The organism is Micromonospora sp. WMMA1996 (genome assembly GCF_002573675.1).
Classification (GTDB): Bacteria; Actinomycetota; Actinomycetes; order Mycobacteriales; family Micromonosporaceae; genus Micromonospora; species Micromonospora sediminicola.
The window spans coordinates 3,250,659-3,269,642 of the sequence record NZ_PDHU01000001.1; the positions used below are offsets into that span (position 1 = coordinate 3,250,659).

Annotated in this window: 17 protein-coding genes; 8 read left to right on the forward strand and 9 right to left on the reverse strand. The window is 73.1% G+C overall.

Annotated features, from left to right (window positions below):
- Positions 1 to 8: 8 nt before the first annotated feature.
- Positions 9 to 3,542: a DNA polymerase III subunit alpha gene (gene dnaE, locus COO58_RS14845; RefSeq protein ID WP_098745384.1), complete on the reverse strand. Its 3,534-nt coding sequence runs from the start codon at positions 3,540 to 3,542 to the stop codon at positions 9 to 11.
- 185 nt (positions 3,543 to 3,727) lie between these two features.
- Here dnaE and COO58_RS14850 point away from each other — a divergent pair, with 185 nt between their 5' ends.
- Positions 3,728 to 4,069 carry a PadR family transcriptional regulator gene (locus COO58_RS14850; RefSeq protein WP_091578193.1) on the forward strand — a complete coding sequence of 114 codons (342 nt, stop codon included), beginning with the start codon at positions 3,728 to 3,730 and terminating at the stop codon, positions 4,067 to 4,069.
- On the forward strand, positions 4,066 to 5,010 hold the full coding sequence (locus COO58_RS14855; protein WP_098745385.1) for a permease prefix domain 1-containing protein: 945 nt from the start codon (positions 4,066 to 4,068) through the stop codon (positions 5,008 to 5,010). The genes COO58_RS14850 and COO58_RS14855 overlap by 4 nt, the downstream gene beginning before the upstream one ends.
- Positions 5,011 to 5,071: 61 nt before the next feature.
- Here the strand turns inward: COO58_RS14855 and COO58_RS14860 are convergent, their stop codons facing one another.
- Complete coding sequence (locus COO58_RS14860; protein ID WP_091578199.1) at positions 5,072 to 5,632, reverse strand: GNAT family N-acetyltransferase; 561 nt, start codon at positions 5,630 to 5,632, stop codon at positions 5,072 to 5,074.
- Between the two features lie 124 nt (positions 5,633 to 5,756).
- Here COO58_RS14860 and COO58_RS14865 point away from each other — a divergent pair, with 124 nt between their 5' ends.
- The 5 genes from COO58_RS14865 (at position 5,757) to COO58_RS14885 (ending at position 10,239) form a co-directional block, all read left to right on the forward strand.
- Positions 5,757 to 7,040: a sensor histidine kinase gene (locus tag COO58_RS14865; RefSeq protein WP_098745387.1), complete on the forward strand. Its 1,284-nt coding sequence runs from the start codon at positions 5,757 to 5,759 to the stop codon at positions 7,038 to 7,040.
- Positions 7,037 to 7,729: a response regulator transcription factor gene (locus COO58_RS14870; RefSeq protein WP_091578205.1), complete on the forward strand. Its 693-nt coding sequence runs from the start codon at positions 7,037 to 7,039 to the stop codon at positions 7,727 to 7,729. Before COO58_RS14865 ends, COO58_RS14870 begins: the two co-directional genes overlap by 4 nt.
- A gap of 81 nt (positions 7,730 to 7,810) precedes the next feature.
- Positions 7,811 to 8,704 (forward strand): ABC transporter ATP-binding protein, encoded by an 894-nt coding sequence (locus tag COO58_RS14875; RefSeq protein ID WP_091578207.1) that lies wholly within the window; start codon positions 7,811 to 7,813, stop codon positions 8,702 to 8,704.
- Entirely contained in the window at positions 8,701 to 9,762 is a 1,062-nt protein-coding gene (locus tag COO58_RS14880) for an ABC transporter permease (RefSeq protein ID WP_091578210.1), read from the forward strand. The genes COO58_RS14875 and COO58_RS14880 overlap by 4 nt, the downstream gene beginning before the upstream one ends.
- 78 nt (positions 9,763 to 9,840) lie before the next feature.
- Positions 9,841 to 10,239 (forward strand): hypothetical protein, encoded by a 399-nt coding sequence (locus tag COO58_RS14885; RefSeq protein ID WP_098745388.1) that lies wholly within the window; start codon positions 9,841 to 9,843, stop codon positions 10,237 to 10,239.
- Between the two features lie 91 nt (positions 10,240 to 10,330).
- On the opposite strand, the gene COO58_RS14890 is transcribed toward COO58_RS14885, so the two are convergent.
- The 7 genes from COO58_RS14890 to pgsA all read right to left on the reverse strand — a co-directional run bounded on the left by COO58_RS14890 (position 10,331) and on the right by pgsA (position 16,255).
- Positions 10,331 to 11,080, reverse strand: coding sequence for a YebC/PmpR family DNA-binding transcriptional regulator (locus tag COO58_RS14890; protein ID WP_098745390.1), 750 nt, complete (start codon positions 11,078 to 11,080; stop codon positions 10,331 to 10,333).
- 146 nt (positions 11,081 to 11,226) lie between these two features.
- Positions 11,227 to 11,832 carry a pyridoxal 5'-phosphate synthase glutaminase subunit PdxT gene (gene pdxT, locus COO58_RS14895; RefSeq protein ID WP_091578217.1) on the reverse strand — a complete coding sequence of 202 codons (606 nt, stop codon included), beginning with the start codon at positions 11,830 to 11,832 and terminating at the stop codon, positions 11,227 to 11,229.
- 73 nt (positions 11,833 to 11,905) lie between these two features.
- Complete coding sequence (gene pdxS, locus COO58_RS14900) at positions 11,906 to 12,817, reverse strand: pyridoxal 5'-phosphate synthase lyase subunit PdxS (RefSeq protein WP_091578220.1); 912 nt, start codon at positions 12,815 to 12,817, stop codon at positions 11,906 to 11,908.
- 130 nt (positions 12,818 to 12,947) lie between these two features.
- Positions 12,948 to 13,451 carry a hypothetical protein gene (locus COO58_RS14905; protein ID WP_091578224.1) on the reverse strand — a complete coding sequence of 168 codons (504 nt, stop codon included), beginning with the start codon at positions 13,449 to 13,451 and terminating at the stop codon, positions 12,948 to 12,950.
- An 82-nt stretch (positions 13,452 to 13,533) separates the two neighbouring features.
- Positions 13,534 to 14,694: a glycosyltransferase family 4 protein gene (locus COO58_RS14910; protein WP_091578227.1), complete on the reverse strand. Its 1,161-nt coding sequence runs from the start codon at positions 14,692 to 14,694 to the stop codon at positions 13,534 to 13,536.
- Positions 14,695 to 14,705: 11 nt separating this feature from the next.
- Positions 14,706 to 15,638, reverse strand: coding sequence for a phosphatidylinositol mannoside acyltransferase (locus tag COO58_RS14915; protein WP_091578230.1), 933 nt, complete (start codon positions 15,636 to 15,638; stop codon positions 14,706 to 14,708).
- Positions 15,635 to 16,255 carry a phosphatidylinositol phosphate synthase gene (pgsA, locus tag COO58_RS14920; protein ID WP_091578233.1) on the reverse strand — a complete coding sequence of 207 codons (621 nt, stop codon included), beginning with the start codon at positions 16,253 to 16,255 and terminating at the stop codon, positions 15,635 to 15,637. The genes COO58_RS14915 and pgsA overlap by 4 nt, the downstream gene beginning before the upstream one ends.
- Positions 16,256 to 16,506: 251 nt before the next feature.
- Between pgsA and COO58_RS14925 the strand changes: the two genes are divergently transcribed.
- Positions 16,507 to 18,663 (forward strand): elongation factor G-like protein EF-G2, encoded by a 2,157-nt coding sequence (locus tag COO58_RS14925; protein WP_098745391.1) that lies wholly within the window; start codon positions 16,507 to 16,509, stop codon positions 18,661 to 18,663.
- The last annotated feature ends 321 nt before the right edge of the window (positions 18,664 to 18,984 follow it).

The following is an 18,984-nucleotide window of genomic DNA, read 5'->3' on the forward strand; positions in this document are numbered from 1 at the left end:
ACCGCCGGTCAGCTCACGTTGGCCGGGCCCAGCACGCTCTTCAGGTCGCCCATCAGGGCGGTGGTCGGCGCGACCCGGAACGGGCCGAGGCGCAGCGTGGTGACCTTGCCGCCGTTGAGCAGCTTGACGTGCACCTCGCAGTCGCCCGGGTGCAGCACCAGCGTCTCCTTCAGCCGCTCGACCAGCGGCGGGGTGCAGCGGTGCACCGGGATGGTCAGGGTGACCGGCTTGTTCGCCGGGTTGCTGGTGACGTCCGGCATGGACATGTCCATCGCCATGATCCGGGGGGTGTCGTCGCGCCGGTCCACCCGGCCCTTGATCACCACGATGGCGTCCTCGGCGATGTATTGCCCGATCACCTCGTAGGTGTTCGGGAAGAACAGCGTCTCCACGCCGCCGGCCAGGTCCTCCAGAGTGGCCGAGGCCCAGGCCCGGCCCTGCTTGGTGACCCGGCGCTGCACGCCGGAGAGGATGCCGGCGAGGGTGACGACCGCGCCGTCGGGCACGGTGCCCTCCTCGGAGAGCGCGGCGATGGTGGTGTCCGCGGCGGCGCCGAGCACGTGCTCCAGGCCGAACAACGGGTGGTCGGAGACGTAGAGGCCGAGCATCTCGCGTTCGAAGGCGAGCTTGTCGCGCTTGTCCCACTCCCCCTCGCCGATGACCGGCATGACGGTCGTGCTGCCGCCGGTGTCCGCGTCGCCGAAGCCGGCGCCGAACAGGTCGTACTGGCCGACCGCCTCCTTGCGCTTGACGTCGGCGTACGCGTCGATGGCGTCGGCGTGCACCGCCAGCAGGCCCTTGCGGGGGTGGTTGAGCGAGTCGAACGCGCCGGCCTTGATCAGCGATTCGATGGTCTTCTTGTTGCAGACCACCGCATCCACCTTGGACAGGAAGTCGTAGAAGTCGGTGTAGTCGCCCTTCTCGTCGCGGCACCGCATGATCGAGGCGACCACGTTCGCGCCGACGTTGCGCACCGCGCCGAGACCGAAGCGGATCTCCTTGCCGACCGGGGTGAACGGGCCGGCCGAGGTGTTCACGTCCGGCGGGAGGACCTGGATGCGCATCCGGCGGCACTCGGACAGGTACATGGCCATCTTGTCCTTGTCGTCACCGACGGAGGTGAGCAACGCGGCCATGTACTCGGCGGGGTAGTGCGCCTTCAGGTAGGCGGTCCAGTAGGAGACCAGGCCGTACGCGGCGGAGTGGGCCTTGTTGAACGCGTAGCCGGCGAACGGGACGAGCACGTCCCACACCGCCTGGATGGCCTCGTCGGAGTAGCCGCGCTCGCGGCAGCCGTCCCGGAACGGGATGAACTCCTTGTCCAGGATCTCCTTCTTCTTCTTGCCCATCGCCCGGCGCAGCAGGTCCGCCTGGCCGAGCGTGTAGCCGGCGAGGATCTGCGCGGCGCGCTGCACCTGCTCCTGGTAGACGATCAGGCCGTAGGTCGGGGCGAGGATCTCGCGCAGCGGCTCCTCCAGCTCCGGGTGGATCGGGGTGATCTCCTGGAGGCCGTTCTTGCGCAGCGCGTAGTTGGTGTGCGAGTCGACGCCCATCGGGCCGGGGCGGTAGAGCGCCAGCACGGCCGAGATGTCCTCGAAGTTGTCCGGCTTCATCAGCCGCAGCAGCGAGCGCATCGGCCCGCCGTCGAGCTGGAAGACGCCCAGCGTGTCACCGCGGGCGAGCAGCTCGTACGCCTGCCGGTCGTCCAGCGGCAGACCCAGCAGGTCCAGCTCCAGGTTGTGGTTGAGCCGGATGTTCTTCACCGCGTCGTCGATGATCGTCAGGTTGCGCAGGCCGAGGAAGTCCATCTTCAGCAGCCCGAGCGACTCGCAGGTCGGGTAGTCGAACTGCGTGATGATGACGCCGTCGGAGTCACGCCGCATCAGCGGGATGTGCTCGATGATCGGCTCGGCGGACATGATGACGCCGGCCGCGTGCACGCCGGTCTGCCGGATCAGGCCCTCGATGCCCTTCGCGGTCTCGATCACCTTCTTGACGTCCGGGTCGGACTCGTAGAGGCCCCGGATCTCGCCCGCCTCGGCGTAGCGCGGGTGCTTCGGGTCGAAGATGCCGGACAGCGGGATGTCCTTGCCCATCACCGCCGGGGGCATGGCCTTGGTGATCCGGTCGCCGACCGCGTACGGGAAACCCAGCACGCGGGCCGAGTCCTTGATCGCGGCCTTCGCCTTGATCGTGCCGAACGTGGCGATCTGCGCGACCTTGTCCTCGCCCCACTTGTCGGTCACGTACTTGATGACCTCACCGCGCCGGCGCTCGTCGAAGTCGATGTCGACATCCGGCATCGAGACGCGCTCGGGGTTGAGGAACCGCTCGAAGATCAGGCCGTGCGGGATCGGGTCCAGGTCGGTGATGCCCAGCGCGTACGCGACCAGCGAGCCGGCGGCCGAGCCACGGCCCGGGCCGACCGCGATGCCCTGGTTCTTGGCCCACTGGATGAAGTCGGCGACCACGAGGAAGTAGGACGGGAAGCCCATCTGGATGATGACGCCCAGCTCGTACTCGGCCTGGACGACGTGGCCCTCCGGGATGCCGTTCGGGAAGCGGCGCTTGAGCCCGGCGAACGTCTCCTTGCGGAACCAGGACTCCTCGGTCTCGCCGTCGGGGATCGGGAACCGTGGCATCAGGTTGTGGAAGGTGAACATGCCGGTGGGGTCGACCTTCTCGGCCACCAGCAGCGTGTTGCGGCAGCCCTGCTGCCACAGCTCGGAGGAGTCGACCGCGCGCATCTGGTCGGCGGACTTGACGAAGTAGCCGCCGCCCTCGAACCGGAACCGGTTCGGGTCGGCCACGTTGCTGCCGGTCTGCACGCACAGCAGCACGTCGTGCGCCTCGGCCTGGGCCTCGTGGGTGTAGTGCGAGTCGTTGGTGACCACCGGCGGGATGTCGAGCTTGCGGGCGATCTCGGTGAGCCCGTCGCGGACCCGGCGCTCGATGTCGAGGCCGTGGTCCATGATCTCCAGGAAGTAGTTGTCCTTGCCGAAGATGTCCTGGTAGGCGGCGGCGACCTTGAGCGCCTCGTCGAACTGGCCGAGCCGCAGCCGGGTCTGCACCGCGCCGGACGGGCAGCCGGTGGTGGCCATGATGCCCTCGGCGTGCTCGGCGATCAGCTCCATGTCCATCCGGGGCCACTTGACGTAGTGGCCCTCCATGGAGGCGCGGGAGTTGAGCCGGAACATGTTGTGCAGGCCGGTGCGGTTCGCCGCCCACATGGTCATGTGGGTGATGGCGCCGTTGCCGGAGACGTCGTCGCTCTTCTGCTCGGGGCGTCCCCACTTGACCCGTGCCTTGTGGAAGCGCGACTCCGGCGCCACGTACGCCTCGACGCCGAGGATGGGCTTGACCCCGGCGGCCATGGCCTGCTTGTAGAAGTCGTTCGCGCCGTGCATGTTGCCGTGGTCGGTGATCGCCACCGCCGGCATGCCGAGCCGCGCCGCCTCGGCGAACAGGTCCTTGAGCCGGGCCGCCCCGTCGAGCATCGAGTACTCGGTGTGTACGTGCAGATGCGCGAACGAATCGCCCATGCGTGGCGCCCCCCGGGTTGTGGATCAAGCTGCGTCGGAGTCGACCGACCCACCCTACCGAGGCGGTCCGACCGGCTCCACCGTCCGCGCCGGGGGTGGCCGGCGTCTCTCCCGACGGACCGGTGTATGCCACACGACGGTGTATCTGCTTGCAATGGTGTGTGGCACACACTATCGTGTGTCACATGGTCACCGACGAGGTCCTCCGGACCCACCTCCAGGAGCTGCGACGCGGCACGATCGTGGTGGCCAGCCTGGTCGCCCTGCGCCGCCCCGACTACGGCTACGCCCTGCTGCAACGGTTGGCCGCGCACGGCTTCGCGGTCGACGCCAACACGCTCTACCCGCTGCTGCGCCGGCTCGAGGAACAGGGCCTGCTGACCAGCGAGTGGAACACCGAGGAGAGCCGGCCGCGCAAGTTCTACCGCACCAGCGACGACGGCGAGACGGTGCTGGGCCGCCTGCTCGACGACCTGACCGCGGTCCAGACGTCCGTCACCCAGCTGATCGAAGGAGTAGGGCGATGAGTTCCCTGACCGACCGCTATCTCGCGGCCACCCTGCGCACCGTGCCGGCGCCGCGCCGCGCCGAGCTCGCCGAGGAGCTGCGCGCCTCCATCGCCGACATGATCGACGACCGGACCGCCGGCGGGCAGGACCACGCCTCCGCCGAGCGCGAGGTGCTCACCGAGATGGGCAACCCCGAGCACCTCGCGGCCCGCTACAGCGACCGCACGCTCCAGCTCATCGGCCCGCGCTACTACCTGCTCTGGTGGCGGGTGCTGCGGATGCTGCTCACCTGGATCCCGGCGATCGTCGGCGTGGTCACCGGCGTGGTCAAGGCGACGGTCGGCGGCGAACCGGGCGCGGCGATCGGCGCCGGCATCGCCAGCGCGTTGCAGACGGCCGTGCAGATCGCGTTCTGGGTCACGCTGTCCTTCGCCGTCCTGGAGCGCACCCGGACCCCGCTGGGCCTGCCCGAGTGGACCGTCGACCAGCTCCCGGAGGAGACCCACGACCGGCAGATCAGCCAGCCGGACAGCGTGGCGTCCGTGGTGTTCCTGCTCGGCACGGTCGGCGTCCTCGTCGGGCAGCACTTCCAGCACTGGGTGAGCGGCGACGGCTCCCGGCTGCCGGTGCTCGACCCGGCGCTCTGGAGCTTCTGGCTCCCGGCGCTGATCGTGGTGCTGCTGGCCACCGTCGGTCTGGAGATCGCGAAGTACCGGTCGGGCCGGTGGACCTGGCCGCTGGTCGCGGTCAACGCGCTGCTCAACCTGGCGTTCGCGGCGCCGGTGGTGTGGCTGCTGCTGACCGACCGGATGCTCAACCCGGACCTGGTCGAGCGGTTCGCCTGGCTCCGCGAGGGCGGGGCGGACGACGTCGCCCGGATCGCCGTGGTGGTCACCGTGGTCATCGCGGTCTGGGACGTGATCGACAGCGCGGTCAAGGCGGTTCGCGCCCGCCGCTGAGGTCCCGACCGGCCCGGCGCCGCCCGCACCGGGCGCGCCGGGCCCTCGGGTACGCCGGGCTTCAGGCCGTCGCGCGCCACTCCCGTGCCAGCAGGGCGTAGACCGCCTCGTCGGTCCACTCCCCCTTGACGAACTCGTTCTCCCGCAGGTGCGCCTCGCGCCGCATGCCCAACCGCTCCAGCACCCGGGCGGAGGCCGTGTTGCGGGCGTCCAGCCGACCGACGATCCGGTGCAGGCCCAACCCGTCGAAGCCGAGTCGCAGCAGCTCCCGGGCCGCCTCGGTGACGTACCCCCGACCGGTGTGGTCCGGGTGGGCCGCGTAGCCGATCTCGCCCTGCCGGTGCTCGCCGCTGGTCCAGTTCAGCAGCACGTCCCCGACGACCACGCCGGTGTCGGGCAGCGTCACCGCCAACTGGAGCACGTCGCCCGGCGCCCGCAACGCGGTCCGGCGGACCATCCGGTCGATCGCCGGCCGCACCGACTCGTCGTCGTAGGGCTCCTGGTAGAGAAAGCGGGTGACCTCCGGGCGGCCCCGGTAGTCCCGGACGACGGCCAGGTCGGCCGTGGTGAAGGCGCGCAGCACCAGGCGCCCGGTGCGCAGCGGCAGATCGGGTACGAGCACCGAGGCAGGCTACGCCCCCACCCGCGCCCCGGTCAGCCCGGTTTCCCTCGTCGATCAGGGTGGGTCGGGTGGCGGGGGTGCCCTTGCGGTCGGGGCGGGCGGGGGCGGGTGGCATGGTCGTACGGTGAGCACCGCGACCACCACCGGCTGGCGACGGCCGGGTCCCACCGCCGAGCAGCTCCGCACCGACCTCTGGATCGGCCTCGGAGTCACCGTGCTGGCTCTGTTCGAGCTGACCCTCGCCCGCAGCACCGGGGCGTTCCTGCTCGGTCCGCCGCCGAGCCTGGCCGAACAGGTCTTCTGGACGGCGGCGGCGACCGCGCCGCTGGCCCTGCGCCGACGGTGGCCCACCGCGGTCGCGGTGTTCATCTCGATCGCCTTCATCGCCGGGCAGGCCCGGGCGGTCCCGCTGTCCCAGCTCCCGTCGGGGGCGCTCTTCGCCGCGCTCTACACCCTCGGCGCCTGGGGCACCGACCGGCGACTGGCCGGGCGGGTCCGGGTCGCCATCATCGGCGCGATGTTCGGCTGGCTGGGACTGTCGCTCGCGCTGCGCGCCGACCAACTCTCGGCGAGCGCCTTCGACGGCGCCGCCGGCCCGGTGCCGCCGGTGCTCGCGGCCGTCATCAACGGCGTTCTGTACAACGTCCTGTTCTTCGCCTTCGCCTACTACTCCGGCCAGACCGCCTGGGTGGCCGCGCGCCGCCGGCACGAGCTGCGGGAGCAGGCCGAGCAGCTGCGCCGCTCGCAGGAGGAGGCGCGCGAGCGGGCGGTGATGGGGGAACGGGTCCGCATCGCCCGGGAGCTGCACGACGTGGTCGCCCACCACGTGTCGGTCATGGGCGTGCAGGCCGCCGCGTGCCGGCGGGTGTTCGACCGCGACCCGGACAAGGCGCGTACCGCGCTGACCGCCATCGAGGAGACGGCCCGCACCTCGGTGGACGAGCTGCGCCGGATGCTCGGCGTGCTGCGGGACCCGAGCGTCACGTCCGGCGCCGGGCCCACCGACACCGCCGGCATCGAGCAGGTCGCCGCGCTGGTCGACCGGGCCCGCGAGACCGGGCTGCGGACCCGGCTCGGGGTGTACGGCGACCCGACGCCGCTGCCCCGCTCGGTGTCCCAGGCGGCGTACCGGATCGTGCAGGAGGCGGTGACGAACGTGGTCAAGCACGCGTCCGCCACGTCGCTGGACGTGCGGATCCGCTACCTCGACCGGGAGCTGGAGGTCGACGTGAGCGACGACGGGCGCGGCGGAGGGCCCGGCGGCGGGGGTGGACTCGGCCTGATCGGCATGCGTGAGCGGGCCACCGCGCACGGCGGTGAGCTGGAGGCCGGGCCGAGGGCCGGTGGCGGCTTCCGGGTGCGGGCCCGTCTGCCGCTGGCCCCCGAGACGGCCGGGCGAGCGGCGTGACCGGGCCGGCGCCGGACGGGCCGGTCCGGGTCCTGCTCGTCGACGACCAGCACCTGGTCCGCAGCGGCTTCCGCATCATCCTCGAGGTGGAGGACGACATCGAGGTGGTCGGGGAGGCCGCCGACGGGGAGCGGGCGGTGGCGATGGCCGCCGCGCTGCGACCGGACGTGGTGCTGATGGACGTGGAGATGCCGGTGCTCGACGGGCTGGCGGCGACCCGCCGGATCACCGACGATGCCACCGGCGACGGCCCGGCCGTGCTGATCCTCACCACCTTCGACCGCGACGACTACCTCTTCGCGGCGCTGCGCGCCGGGGCGAGCGGCTTCCTGCTCAAGAACGGCACCCCGGAGGATCTGGTCGAGGCGGTCCGGGTGGTGGCGCGCGGGGAGGGACTGATCGCGCCCGCGCTCACCCGCCGGGTGATCTCCACCTTCGCCCGTCCCGGTGCCGCGCCGCCCGACCCTCGGCACGACGCCGCGACGGCGGAACTGACCCCCCGGGAGCGTGAGGTGCTGGCACTGGTGGCGCGGGGCGCCAGCAACGCGGAGGTCGCCGCCGTCCTGCACGTCGGCGAGGCGACCGTGAAGACCCACGTGAGCCGGGTGCTGGCCAAGCTGGGACTACGGGACCGGGTCCAGGCGGTGATCTTCGCGTACGAGCACGGCATCGTGCGGCCCGGCGGCTGACGGCATCCGCCGTGCGGCGGACCCCGATGATCAACCCCTGGTGGGACGCCGTCGCGCCCGCCCGACCGTAGCGTCGGGCGCATGACCAGCGTGCTCCACCTGGACGGCGTCGACCGCAGCTTCGACGGACGTCAGGTGCTCTCCGACGTCACCTTCGACGTGACCGCCGGCCGGCTGACCGGGTTCGTCGGCGGCAACGGCGCCGGCAAGACCACCACGATGCGGATCATCCTCGGCGTGCTCGCCCCCGACGCCGGGCAGGTGACGTGGCGGGGCGACCGGCTCACCCGGGACGCCCGGCGGCGGTTCGGCTACATGCCGGAGGAACGGGGCCTCTACCCGAAGATGACCACCCGCGAGCAGGTGGCCCACCTCGGCCGCCTGTACGGGCTGGACGCGCCGGCGGCGCGCCGGCGTACCGACGCGCTGCTGGACCGGATCGGCCTCGGCGAGCGCGGCGACGACCTGCTGGAGACGCTGTCGCTGGGCAACCAGCAGCGGGCGCAGATCGCCGCCGCGCTGGTGCACGACCCGGAGGTGCTGATCCTCGACGAGCCCTTCTCCGGGCTCGACCCCCTCGCCGTCGACACGGTGGTCGCGGTGCTGCGGGAACGGGCCGCCGCCGGGGCGCCCGTGCTCTTCTCCAGCCACCAGCTCGACGTGGTGGAACGGCTCTGCGACGACCTGGTGATCATCGCGGGCGGCACCATCCGGGCCGCCGGCCCCCGGGAGGAGCTGCGCGCCGCGTACACCCTGCCCCGGTTCGAACTGGTGGTCGACGGCGACGCCGGCTGGCTGCGGGACCAGGCCGGCGTGGAGCTGGTCGACCTCGACGGCGCCCGCGCGGTGTTCGACCTGGAACCCACCGTCGACGACCAGTCCGTGCTGCGCGCGGCGCTGGCCCGCGGCCCGGTGCGCGCCTTCCACCCGGTCACCCCGTCCCTCGCCGAGATCTTCCGAGAGGTCAACCAGTGAACACCTACCAGGCCACCCGGCTGGTCGCCGCCCGCGAGATCAAGGTCAAGCTGCGCGACAAGACGTTCCTCTACGGCACCCTGGTCTTCCTGCTCATCGCGATCGCCTCCACGGTGCTGCCGGCGATGCTGCAGGGCGGACCGTCCACGGTGGCGGCGCCCGCCGCGGCCGCCGGCCCGCTGCGCGCGGCCGGCCTGGACGTCCTCGTGGTCGCCGACGACGCGGCCGCCGAGCGGGCGGTGCGCGACGGCGACGCGGACGCGGCGCTGGTCGCCGGCCCGACCGTGCTCGGCGACCAGCGGGCCCCGGACGACGTGGTCCAGGCACTCAGCGTGGCCCCGCAGGTGCGGCTGCTCGACCCCGACGCGGTGGACCCGGTCACCGCCTACCTGGTGCCGTTCGCCTTCGCGTTCGTCTTCTTCATCATGTCCCAGACCTTCGGCATCCAGGTCGCGCAGAGTGTCACCGAGGAGAAGCAGACCCGGATCGTGGAGATCCTGGTCGCCGCCGTGCCGGTCCGGGCGCTGCTGGCCGGCAAGATCGTCGCCGCCGGCGCGCTGGCGCTGGGACAGGTGGCGCTGATCGCGGTCGCCGCCGTGGCCGGGCTGCGGCTGACCGGGGGCGGGGACCTGCTCGCCCTGGTCGCCCCCGCGCTCGGCTGGTTCGTGCCCTTCTTCCTGCTCGGCTTCCTGCTGCTGGCGGCGATGTGGGCGGCCGCCGGCGCGCTGGTCAACCGGCAGGAGGACATCGCCGGCGCGTCCACCCCGGTGCAACTGGCGGTGATGGCGCCGTTCTTCGCGGTGGTGTTCCTCAACGACAACGCCACCGCGATGCGGATCCTGTCGTACCTGCCGCTGTCCGCGCCGACCGCGATGCCGGTGCGGCTGTTCACCGGCGACGCGGCGACCTGGGAGCCGTTCGTGGCGCTGGCGCTGCTGCTGGTCGCGGCAGCCGGCTTCCTCGCCGCCGGGGCGCGGATCTACCAGGGCTCGCTGCTGCGCACCAACGGGCGGACGTCGGTGCGTGCGGCCTGGCGGCAGCGCGAGACGGTCGGCTGACCGCGGCCGCCCCCGCCCGGCCCGGGACCGGCCGGCGGGGCGGCGGTGCCGGTCCGACCTGTGCGAGGATCGCCGACCATGAGTACGGACCCGACCCACCTGCGCGCCCTCGCCGACGAGTGCGTCGACCTGGTGTCCCGGCAGTTCGGCCACCGGCTGGACTGGTCGCCCGAGAGTCTGTCGACGCTCGACGGGGTGTGCGCCGACCTGATCGCCGACGGTCCGCCGGCCGAGGAGCGCCTGGACCTGTGGTGGCGGTTGATCGGGGCCTACACCGGCGAGGTGGTCGTCCGCGCCTACGCCGTCGAGTGGGTCGCGCACGAGAGGTCGCCGGGGGCACCCGCGGTCTCCGCGCTGGGCGTGACCGGCTTCCCGTTCGGGCTGGCCGCGCGGGTGCTGGACGGCGAGCCGTACAAGAGCCTCGCCTCGTTCGCGCGCGCCCTGCCGGCCATCGCCGAGCGCGCGACGAGCGACTGACGACGGGCCGCGACGAGCATCGCGACGTCCACCATGGACGACGGCCCGACGCCCGGGAGGTCCGGGTGTCGGGCCGTCGTGGCGGTCCGGGTCAGCCGACCGCGGCCATCACCTCGTCGGAGACGTCGAAGTTGGCGTAGACGTTCTGCACGTCGTCGCAGTCCTCCAGCACGTCGATCAGCTTGAAGATCTTGCGCGCGCCCTCCTCGTCCAGCGGCACGTTCACGCTGGGGATCAGGGAGGACTCGGCCGACTCGTACTCGATCCCGGCGTCCTGCAGGGCGGAGCGCACCGCGATCAGGTCGCCCGGCTCGGAGACCACCTCGTACGCCTCACCGAGGTCGTTGACCTCCTCGGCGCCGGCGTCGAGGACGGCCATCATCACGTCGTCCTCGCTGGTGTCGGCCTTGGGCACGATCACCACGCCCTTGCGGGAGAACATGTACGACACCGAGCCGGCGTCGGCGAGCGAGCCGCCGTTGCGGGTCAGCGCGGTGCGCACCTCGGTGGCGGCGCGGTTGCGGTTGTCGGTGAGGCACTCGATCAGCATCGCCACGCCGCTCGGGCCGTAGCCCTCGTACATGATCGTCTGCCAGTCGGCGCCGCCCGCCTCCAGCCCGGAGCCGCGCTTGACCGCGCGGTCGATGTTGTCGTTCGGGACCGAGTTCTTCTTCGCCTTCTGGATGGCGTCGTAGAGGGTCGGGTTGCCGGCCGGGTCGCCGCCGCCGGTGCGGGCCGCCACCTCGACGTTCTTGATCAGCTTGGCGAACATCTTGCCGCGCTTGGCGTCGATCACGGCCTTCTTGTGCTTGGTGGTCGCCCACTTTGAGTGGCCGGACATCTGAGTACCTCCGTTAGTGATCCACGCCCGCGTCCGCAGCCCGCGCCGGAGCCGAACCCGGCAATCCTACCGAGGCCACGGCCGGCCGGCACCCACGGGCGCACCGCCACGACGGCCGGCGCCGCGCTCGGCGTGGTCGGCGGCCGTCAGGCGGCGGCCCGGACCACGTCGACGAAGTGACGGTGCAGGCGGAGGTCGCCGGTCAGCTCCGGGTGGAACGACGTGGCCAGCAGGTTCCCCTGACGGACCGCGACGATCCGGTCGGCCGCCGGGCCGTCGGTGACCCGGCCGAGCACCTCCACGCCCGGGCCGACCCGCTCGACCCAGGGCGCGCGGATGAAGACCGCGTGGAACGGCTCGCCGTCGACCCCGGCGAGCGTCACCGGCGCCTCGAACGAGTCGACCTGGCGGCCGAACGCGTTGCGCCGGACGGTCATCTCGATGCCGGCGAAGCCGCGCTGGTCGGGGCGGCCGTCCAGCACCTCGGTGGCCAGCATGATCATGCCGGCGCAGGAGCCGTAGACCGGCATGCCGGCGGCGATCCGCTTGTCGATCGGCTCGCGCATCTCGAAGATGTCCACCAGCTTGCTGATCGTGGTCGACTCACCGCCGGGCACCACCAGGCCGTCGACCGCGTCCAGCTCGCCCGGCCGGCGCACCGCCCGGGCGTCGGCGCCCGCGCCGGCCAGCGCCGCGACGTGCTCGCGTACGTCGCCCTGAAGCGCGAGCACGCCGATCACCGGTCCGGTCACACCGCTCCCTTCGAGATGTTAAGAAGGGGCCCCGCCTCTACCGGAGGCGTTAAGAAGGGGCCCTTCCTTCGGTTCACCACCCGCGCTCGGCGAGGCGGTGCGGCTGGGGGATCTCGTCGACGTTGATGCCGACCATCGCCTCGCCCAGACCGCGCGACACCTTGGCCAGCACGTCCGGGTCGTCGTGGAACGTGGTCGCCTTGACGATCGCGGCGGCCCGCTGGGCCGGGTTGCCGGACTTGAAGATGCCCGAACCGACGAACACGCCCTCGGCGCCGAGCTGCATCATCATGGCCGCGTCCGCCGGGGTGGCGATGCCGCCGGCGGTGAACAGCACGACCGGCAGCTTGCCCCGCTCGGCGACCTCCTTGACCAGCTCGTACGGGGCCTGCAGCTCCTTCGCCGCGACGTACAGCTCGTCGGCCGGCAGCGTCTGGAGCCGGCGGATCTCCTGCCGGATCTTCCGCATGTGGGTGGTGGCGTTGGAGACGTCCCCGGTGCCCGCCTCGCCCTTCGAGCGGATCATGGCGGCGCCCTCGGTGATCCGGCGCAGCGCCTCGCCCAGGTTGGTCGCGCCGCACACGAACGGGACGGTGAACGCCCACTTGTCGATGTGGTTGGCGTAGTCGGCCGGGGTCAGCACCTCGGACTCGTCGACGTAGTCGACGCCGAGCGCCTGGAGGATCCGCGCCTCGACGAAGTGGCCGATCCGGGCCTTGGCCATCACCGGGATGGAGACGGCCGAGATGATGCCGTCGATCATGTCCGGGTCGCTCATCCGGGACACGCCGCCCTGGGCGCGGATGTCGGCCGGCACGCGCTCCAGGGCCATCACGGCCACGGCGCCGGCGTCCTCGGCGATCTTCGCCTGCTCGGGGGTGACCACGTCCATGATCACGCCGCCCTTGAGCATCTCGGCCATGCCGCGCTTGACGCGGGCGGTGCCGACGGTGGCGTCGGTGGTCGGTGCGGTGGATTCAGACACGGGTCATCGCTCCTCGACGGGCTGGGGAGGGGGCTGCGCTGGAATGCTACGACCGGCACGACGCCGCTCCGACAGCCAATCGGCCCCCCGGTGGCCTGCCCTGTGGCCGCCGTCACGAGCCCCGGCCCGGTCAGCCGGTGGTGACGTCCGCGCGCGGGACCACCGTCGGGTCGTCGATGTCGAAGTAGCGGGGCCACTCCCGCCCTCGTCCCATCCGGAACAGCCGCACCACCGGACGGCTCCGGGCCGACCGGGCGTCCCGGACCAGGTCGGTGTGCACCTGCCGGGCCAGCGCCAGCCGCCGGCTCGCCGCGATCACCGCCGCGCAGGCCGCGTCGTCCGGGTCCAGCCGGACCGCGCGCAACTGCCGGGTGAGGTCGTTCTCGGCGGCCTCGCGCTCCTCCGGGGCGGCGTCCAGCGCGATCCGGGCGGCGGCGTACAGCTCCACGCCGTACCGCTGCTCGGCCAGCACCGCGGCGGCGGCCGCGCGGCGCAGCAGGTGCGCGTCGAGCGCGCGGGCCGCCGAGTCCGCCCGGACCTGCAGCCGCTGCACCCGGCCGGAGGTCCAGATCAGGTACGCCGAGACCAGCCCGAGCACCAGGGCCGCGCCCACCACCCACCACATGCCCGGCATCGTAGTGCTGCTCCTCATCCCGGCCGGCCGGCGCGGGCACCGGTCGACGCGCTCGTCACAGCGGCCCCACCGGCCACCGCGGTCAGCCCAGCCCCGCCCACTCCTGGTCCATGACCCGGCCGTCGGTGGCCTCGATCGCGGCTGCGTATACCTCCAGAACGCGGCGGGCAACCACGGGCCAGTCGAAATTCGCCACCACCTGGTCGCCGGCGGCGGTCAGCCCGGCCCGCTGGCCGTCGTCGTCGAGCAGTTCGGTCAGCGCCGCGCCCAGCGCCACCGCGTCGCCGGTCGGGAAGAGCCGGCCGGCCCGCCCGCCGTCGAGCACCCTGCGGAACGCGTCCAGGTCGCTGGCGACCACGGTGGTGCCGGCGGCGAGCGCCTCGGTGAGGATCATCCCGAAGGATTCCCCGCCGGTGTTCGGTGCGACGTAGAGGTGCACGCTGCGCAGCATGCGTGCCTTGTCCGCCTCGGAGACCAGGCCGAGGAACGTGACCCGGTCGCGCAGGTCGGCCGGGAACCGCCCGTACAGCTCGTCGGCGTCGCCCGGGCCGGCCACCAGCAGGCGCAGCCCGGGGCGGCGCGGCGCGAGCGCGACGAACGCGTCGCGCAGGATCGGGAAGCCCTTGCGCGGCTCGGTGAACCGGCCCAGGAACCCCAGCGTGCCGCCGGCGCCCGGGCCGCACTCCCCCGGCCAGTCGGGCAGCGGCGCCACCCCGGCGAACTTCGCCACCGCCACCCCGTTGGGGATCTCCACCGCGCCGCCGTCCATGTGCTCGACCTGCACCTTGCGGGCGAGCGCGCTGACCGCGATCCGGGCGGTGATCCGCTCCAGCACGATCCGCAGCACCCCCTGCGCGGCGGAGAGCACCCGGGAGCGGGTCATCGCGGTGTGGAAGGTGGCCACCACCGGGCCGCGGGCGCAGAGCACCGCCAGCATCGACAGGCTCGGGGTGAGCGGCTCGTGCACGTGCAGCACGTCGAAGTCGCCGCGGGTGATCCAACGGCGCACCCGGGCGGTGGAGACCGGGCCGAACGCGATCCGGGCCACCGAACCGTTGTACGGCAGCGGCACGGCCCGGCCCGCCGACACCACGTACGGCGGCAACGGCGCGTCCTCGTCGGCCGGGGCCAGCACACTCACCTCGTGGCCGAGCCCGAGCAGCGCCTCGGCCAGGTCCATGACGTGGTTCTGCACCCCGCCCGGGACGTCGAAGGAGTACGGGCACACGATGCCGATCCGCACTTGCGCCCCCTCTAGACCGTCCCGGTGGTGGCCGGCGGCTGCGCCGACGTGGGCGCGCCCTGCGGACCCTGGTCCAGCCACATCCGCTGCAGCATGTGCCAGTCTTCCGGATGCCGGGCGATGCCCGCCGCCAGACCGTCGGCAATCCGCTGGGTCACCACGCGCACCCGCTCGTCGAGCGGGGCGCTGTCCTCGGCCGGCAGCGGCAGCGGGCCCTCGATCGACGCGCACGCCGCGTCCGGTTCGTACCACATCGAGGCCACGTAGAGCGGGGCGCCGGTGCGGATGGCCAGCAGCGCCGGACCGGCCGGCATCCGGGTCCGACCGCCGAAGAAGTCCACCTCCACGCCCCGGGCCGACAGGTCCCGGTCGGCGAGCAGGGGCACCACGTAACCGGCGCGCAGCCGGTCCACCAGCACGTCGAACGCGGGACGCGGGCCGCCGCGGTTGGGCAGGATCTCCATCCCCAGCCCCTCCCGGAACCCGACGAACCGCTCGTAGACGCCGTCCGGAAGCCGCTCGGCCACGGTGGTCATCGGCCAGCCGGTGGCCGCCACCCAGGCGCCCGCGGCATCCCAGTTGCCGGCGTGCGGCAGCGCCACCACCGCGCCGCGCCCGGCCGCCACGTCCGCGGCGAGCTTGTCGGCGCCGTCGAGGCGGAACCCGGCGAGGATCTCCGCCCGGTCCAGGCCCGGCAGCCGGAAGGCCTCCATCCAGTAGCGGGCGTACGAGCGCAGGCCGGCGCGGACCAGCGCGTCCAGCTCCGCCTCGGGCAGCTCCGGGCCGACCACCCGGCGCAGGTTGGCGCGCAGTCGACGCGTACCCCCGCCGTCCCTGCGGTGGGCGCGGTCGGCGCCCGCCCGGAAGGCCGCGGCCGCGACGGGCCGGGGCAGCGCCCGGATCAGGCGCCAGCCCGCGACGAAGCCCGCCTCGGTGAGGTTCACTCCGCGCCGACCCGCTGGGCCTGCCGGTACACGTGGGCCATCCGCTGCCCCACCGTGAAGATCGAGACGGCGGCGAGCAGCCAGAGCGCGATCTCCAGCGCGGGGCGGACGCCGACGCCGGTGAGCAGGCCGCCGACGCCGACGATGAGCAGCCGCTCGGTGCGCTCGGCGATCCCGACGTTGCAGGTCATGCCGAGCCCCTCGGCCCGGGCCTTCACGTAGGAGACCAGGCCGCCGGCGGCCAGGCAGATCAGCGCCGCGGCCACGCCGGAGTGGTCGTGCTCGGTGGCCAGCCAGTAGGCGACCGCGCCGAAGACCGCGCTGTCGGCGACCCGGTCCATGCTCGAGTCGAGGAACGCCCCGAACCGGGTCGAGCCGCCGCTCATCCGGGCCATCGTGCCGTCGAGCAGGTCGGTGAGGGCGAAGACCGTGACGATCAGCGCGCCGGCGACCAGGTGGCCGCGCGCGCCGAAGCCGAGCGCGCCGACGAGCACGCCGACGGTGCCGGTCACGGTGACCGCGTTGGGGGACACGCCCGCGCGGAGCAGTCCGCGCGCGATCGGCTCCACGACGCGGGTCATGCCCGCGCGGGCCGTCACTTGGAAGATCTTCGCCATGGCGGTCCCACGATAACGGCCGGCAGCGGCCGGGGACACAGCCGGGCGGACGACCCGCCCGACGACCCTTGTGCCGGCACCGGCGCGGGTGTGAGATCGAGCCAGGAGGTGAGCCAGTTCACCGGATCACCGGTCCGCGTTCCCGTCCAGCAGCAGATCACCGGAAAATATCGCCGCGGCGCCCGTCCGGGTCCGCTCCCCCGTCGCCCGCGGCGGTCGCCACCACCACCGGTTGAGGGAGGTGCGCCGCGATGGCGCAGAAGAACGAGAAGGGTGTCACCGGCGGCGCGCCGGTGGTGACCGAACCCGGCAGGGTTCGCAACGTGGTGCTCGTCGGGCACTCCGGCGCGGGCAAGACGACCCTGGTCGAGGCGCTGCTGGCGGCCAGCGGCACGATCGGCCGGGCCGGCTCGGTCACCGAGGGCACCACGGTCTGCGACCACGACCCCGCCGCCGTGCGCCAGCAACGCTCGGTGAGCCTGGCCTGCGCCCCGCTGACGCACCGCGACGTCAAGGTCAACCTCCTGGACACGCCGGGCTACGGCGACTTCGTCGGCGAGCTGCGCGCGGGGCTGCGCGCCGCCGACGCGGCGCTGTTCGTGGTCTCGGCGGTGGACGGGATGGACGCCGCCACCGCCGCGCTCTGGGAGGAGTGCGCCGCGGTGGACATGCCGCGCGCGGTGGCCGTCTCCCGGCTCGACCACCCGCGCGCCGACTTCGACGAGGCCGTCGCGCTCTGCCAGCGGGTCTTCGGCGACAACGTGCTGCCGCTCTACCTGCCCATGCTCGGCGACGACGGCGAGTCGGTGGCCGGCCTGATGGGCCTGATCACCCGCCGCGTGTTCGACTACTCCGCCGGGCTGCCGGCGGCGGTGCGCGAGCCGGACCCGGAGCACCTGCCGGCCATCCAGGAGGCACGCGACGAGCTGATCGAGGGGATCATCGCGGAGAGCGAGGACGAGACCCTGATGGACCGCTACCTCGGGGGCGAGCAGATCGACCCGCAGGTGCTCATCACCGACCTGGAGACCGCGGTCGCCCGCGGCCACTTCTACCCGGTGGTGCCGGTCTGCGCGGAGACCGGGGTCGGCCTGGACGCGCTGCTCGACGGTCTGGTGACGGCGTTCCCGTCGCCGCTGGAGCACGACCTGCCGGCGGTCACCGGGGTGGACGGCTCGCCCCGCCCCCCGCTGACCTGCGACCCGGACGGCCCGCTGGTCGCCGAGGTGGTCAAGACGACCGTCGACCGCCACGTCGGGCGGGTTTCGCTGGTCCGGGTCTTCTCCGGCACGCTCCGCCCCGACCAGGTGATCCACGTGTCCGGGCACGGCATGGCCGAGCGGGGCCACCCGGACCACGACGCCGACGAGCGGGTCGCCCACGTCTACAGCCCGCTCGGCGCGACCCTGCGTGAGGTGCCGGCCTGCGTCGCCGGTGACCTCTGCGCGGTCACCAAGTCGGGCAGCGCGGAGACCGGCGACACCATCTCCGCCAAGGACGAGCCGCTGCTGGTCGCGCCCTGGGAGATGCCCGAGCCGCTGCTGCCGGTGGCGGTGGTGGCGCGCAGCCGGGCCGACGAGGACGCGCTGGCGCGCAACCTGTCCCGGCTCGTCGCCGGTGACCCGACGCTGCGGCTGGAGCGCAACCCGGAGACCCACCAGCTGGTGCTCTGGTGCATGGGCGAGGCGCACGCGGACGTGGTGCTCGACCGGTTGCGCGGCGGCGGGGTCGAGCTGGAGACCGAACCGGTCCGGGTGGCGCTGCGGGAGACCCTCACCACGGCTGCACGCGGGCACGGCCGGCACGTCAAGCAGTCCGGCGGCCACGGCCAGTACGCGGTCTGCGACATCGAGGTGGAGCCGCTGCCCCGGGGCGCCGGCTTCGAGTTCGTCGACCGGGTGGTCGGCGGCGCGGTCCCGCACAACTACATCCCCTCGGTGGAGAAGGGCGTCCGGGCCCAGATGGAGCGCGGCCTGGTGGCCGGTCATCCGGTGGTCGACCTGCGGGTGACGCTCGTCGACGGCAAGGCGCACAGCGTCGACTCCTCCGACGCCGCGTTCCAGACCGCCGGCGCGCTGGCCCTGCGCGACGCCGCCGAGAAGGGTCAGCCGACGCTGCTGGAACCGGTCGACGAGATCACCGTCCGGGTGGCCGACTCCTCGGTCGGCGCGGTGATGGGCGACCTGTCCGGGCGGCGCGGCCGGGTGCTCGGCACCGAGCCCGACCCGGACGCCGAGGGCCGCACCCTGGTCCGCGCCGAGGTGCCCGCCACCGAACTGCTGCGGTACGCGGTGGAGCTGCGGTCGATGACCGCCGGCACCGGCACGTTCCGGCGCGAGTTCGCCCGCCACGAGCCGATGCCCGCCCACCTGGCCGACCAGGCCCGCAAGGAGTCCTCCACCCACTGACCTCCCTCGTCCCCCTCCCCCGGTCCTCGCTCCCCGGGTGTTCGCGATCTTGCACTTGCGGCCCGGGCAAAGGGGGCATTCTCGACAACTCGCGGGCCACAAGTGCAAGATCGGCGCTGCGGGGTGGGGGTGGGCCGGGACTGCGTAGATCTTGGTACGCAATGGCCCCCATGGGGGCGCTCTCGTACCAAGATCTGTGGTGTCTCGGTTACTTGGAGACGAATCTCGTCAGGCGGGAGTGATCGGCGCACGCGCGATCGGCGCACGCGCGACCGGCGCACGCGCGACCGGCGCACGCGCGACCGGCGCACGCGCGATTGG